Consider the following 2,571-nt stretch of genomic DNA (forward strand, 5'->3'; position numbering starts at 1 on the left):
ATAAAAATAGGAAAGGAATTAAAAATAGATATCGAGGAAGTATTTATATGTGGTGGGTGATACTGGACTTGAGCCAGTGATCTTCGCCATTATTTGTAAAAAAAGGCGATGCTCTTTTTTATAATAAATCTAAATATTCAAATAGGAATTTCATAAAAATAGGAAAGGAATTAAAAATAGATATCGAGGAAGTGTTTATATGTGGTGGGTGATACTGGACTTGAACCAGTGACCCTCGCCTTGTAAGGGCGATGCTCTCCCAACTGAGCTAATCACCCACATATAATAGATATTACTTTTTTAAACTTATCAATTAATCGCTTAGTATAATTTGGTGGGTGATACTGGACTTGAACCAGTGACCCTCGCCTTGTAAGGGCGATGCTCTCCCAACTGAGCTAATCACCCAAATTATATATTTAATATGCACCATTCTAAGAATGGTGGGTCGTACTGGACTTGAACCAGTGACCCTCGCCTTGTAAGGGCGATGCTCTCCCAACTGAGCTAATCACCCAAATTATATATTTAATATGCACCATTCTAAGAATGGTGGGTCGTACTGGACTTGAACCAGTGACCCTCGCCTTGTAAGGGCGATGCTCTCCCAACTGAGCTAACGACCCATATTAAATTTTAAAACGCGACTATTAATATAATAGATTTATATGTGGTGGGTGATACTGGACTTGAACCAGTGACCCTCGCCTTGTAAGGGCGATGCTCTCCCAACTGAGCTAATCACCCACATATAAATTAAAACACGACTATTAAAATAAATAGTACTGGACTTTAACCAGTGAACATCAACGTTACTTGGAAGTAGCGGTAATGCTCTCTTTTTTCTAAACTGAGTAATGACCCATTTAGATTTTTGTAATATGCACCATTCTGAGAATGGTGGGTCGTACTGGACTTGAACCAGTGACCCTCGCCTTGTAAGGGCGATGCTCTCCCAACTGAGCTAACGACCCATATTACATGCTACTACCTGTAGTAAGTAGTACTGGACTTTAACCAGTGAACCTCGCCATCTTTTATAAAAAGCGGTGATGCTCTCTTTTCTTGTAACTGAGCTAACGACCCATATTACAATTTAAACTACTATTTTTATAATAGGTTTTATATGTGGTGGGTGATACTGGACTTGAACCAGTGACCCTCGCCTTGTAAGGGCGATGCTCTCCCAACTGAGCTAATCACCCACATATAAATTAAAACACGACTATTAAAATAAATAGTACTGGACTTTAACCAGTGAACTTCTCTGTTACATGTAAGTAGCAGTGATGTTCTCTTTTTCTATATGAACTTAGCGTCCTTATAGAATTTAGATGCGAACACTTTTAAAAGTGGTGGGTGATACTGGACTTGAACCAGTGACCCTCGCCTTGTAAGGGCGATGCTCTCCCAACTGAGCTAATCACCCGCATCTAAACAACTTCACATTGCTGCGTTGTTGTGGGGCGCTATTATAGATAGAGTTGAAAATGTGTCAACACTTGAATGACAAAAATGTACTGAATGAAGGTTTTATAAACAACAAGATATGGTGGGTGTCTATTTTATAGTCAAAACATGTTCGGTAGCGTAATTGTGTGGTGTATTTGTGGTGTTTATAAATCACATTAGTGGCTAATCTAGTTTTTAGACGGAATACACAAGCGATTACTTTTAATTGTTGAACATTTAAACCTTCTATAATAAGAATATATATTTTGTTACCTCTCTAAAAAGTCATAACAAATAAAATAGAAAAAGTATTTTAAAGTGCAACTATAAAAAGCATGTGTGTTTTACTGCATTTACCTAACTGGCCTGTTGATATGAAAGTACGGTGTTAGGTCGGTAATTTATAAATTATATTTGCAATGTTTGAATTGCATATAAATGTATACCTTTTGAGGGTAGGGTAGTGAACTACAATTCACTGACTAGCAACGCTACATAAAATAAAAGTGTAGGGGAGTCTCATTAGGGCAATGATTTTAATCAAATTGTGTTTTTTAGCATGCTTGATAGCCAGTTTGTTGAAAATTAAACCATTTAAATAAAGCTGGATAAAAAACTGTTGACTTTATTTTGGGTGGTGCATAGAATGCGCCCCGCACTAAGCAATACACGACGTAGTTATTACGGCGAGTGTTGATCAAGTTGGGGCTATAGCTCAGCTGGGAGAGCGCTTCGCTGGCAGTGAAGAGGTCTGCGGTTCGATCCCGCATAGCTCCACCAATTATTAGTGTTTGTCCTAGGGTAGCAGTTTTCTGCGTCCCCATCGTCTAGAGGCCTAGGACACCGCCCTTTCACGGCGGTAACAGGGGTTCGAATCCCCTTGGGGACGCCATCTAGCTTTAAGCTAGAGGTGGTTTTACCAAGAGAATAGCGTAACAATTAAAGCTCGAGTCTTTACTTGTATTATATGCATTACCTTAGCAACTCATGATGTGAGTCAAACTCATCAAATGTCCTAGTGACACATTTATGTGTCCCCATCGTCTAGAGGCCTAGGACACCGCCCTTTCACGGCGGTAACAGGGGTTCGAATCCCCTTGGGGACGCCACTTACTATTT

11 tRNA genes are annotated in these 2,571 nt (G+C 39.5%); 3 read left to right on the forward strand and 8 right to left on the reverse strand.

Features of this window, described 5'->3' with window-relative positions:
• Positions 1-202: 202 nt before the first annotated feature.
• The 8 genes from BCG07_RS15460 to BCG07_RS15495 all read right to left on the reverse strand — a co-directional run bounded on the left by BCG07_RS15460 (position 203) and on the right by BCG07_RS15495 (position 1,429).
• Positions 203-278: transfer RNA gene (locus tag BCG07_RS15460), tRNA-Val, on the reverse strand.
• Between the two features lie 54 nt (positions 279-332).
• Positions 333-408, reverse strand: a tRNA-Val gene (locus tag BCG07_RS15465).
• A 33-nt stretch (positions 409-441) separates the two neighbouring features.
• Positions 442-517 (reverse strand) — tRNA-Val (locus BCG07_RS15470).
• Positions 518-550: 33 nt separating this feature from the next.
• A tRNA-Val gene (locus tag BCG07_RS15475) sits at positions 551-626 on the reverse strand.
• A gap of 45 nt (positions 627-671) precedes the next feature.
• Positions 672-747: transfer RNA gene (locus BCG07_RS15480), tRNA-Val, on the reverse strand.
• 151 nt (positions 748-898) lie between these two features.
• A tRNA-Val gene (locus tag BCG07_RS15485) sits at positions 899-974 on the reverse strand.
• Between the two features lie 155 nt (positions 975-1,129).
• Positions 1,130-1,205: transfer RNA gene (locus tag BCG07_RS15490), tRNA-Val, on the reverse strand.
• A gap of 148 nt (positions 1,206-1,353) precedes the next feature.
• Positions 1,354-1,429, reverse strand: a tRNA-Val gene (locus tag BCG07_RS15495).
• A gap of 727 nt (positions 1,430-2,156) precedes the next feature.
• Here BCG07_RS15495 and BCG07_RS15500 point away from each other — a divergent pair.
• The 3 genes from BCG07_RS15500 (at position 2,157) to BCG07_RS15510 (ending at position 2,561) form a co-directional block, all read left to right on the forward strand.
• Positions 2,157-2,232, forward strand: a tRNA-Ala gene (locus tag BCG07_RS15500).
• A gap of 36 nt (positions 2,233-2,268) precedes the next feature.
• Positions 2,269-2,344, forward strand: a tRNA-Glu gene (locus BCG07_RS15505).
• A gap of 141 nt (positions 2,345-2,485) precedes the next feature.
• A tRNA-Glu gene (locus BCG07_RS15510) sits at positions 2,486-2,561 on the forward strand.
• Positions 2,562-2,571 lie beyond the last annotated feature (10 nt).

The organism is Pseudoalteromonas sp. ESRF-bin5, assembly GCF_002632075.1.
GTDB classification, from domain to species: Bacteria; Pseudomonadota; Gammaproteobacteria; order Enterobacterales; family Alteromonadaceae; genus Pseudoalteromonas; species Pseudoalteromonas marina.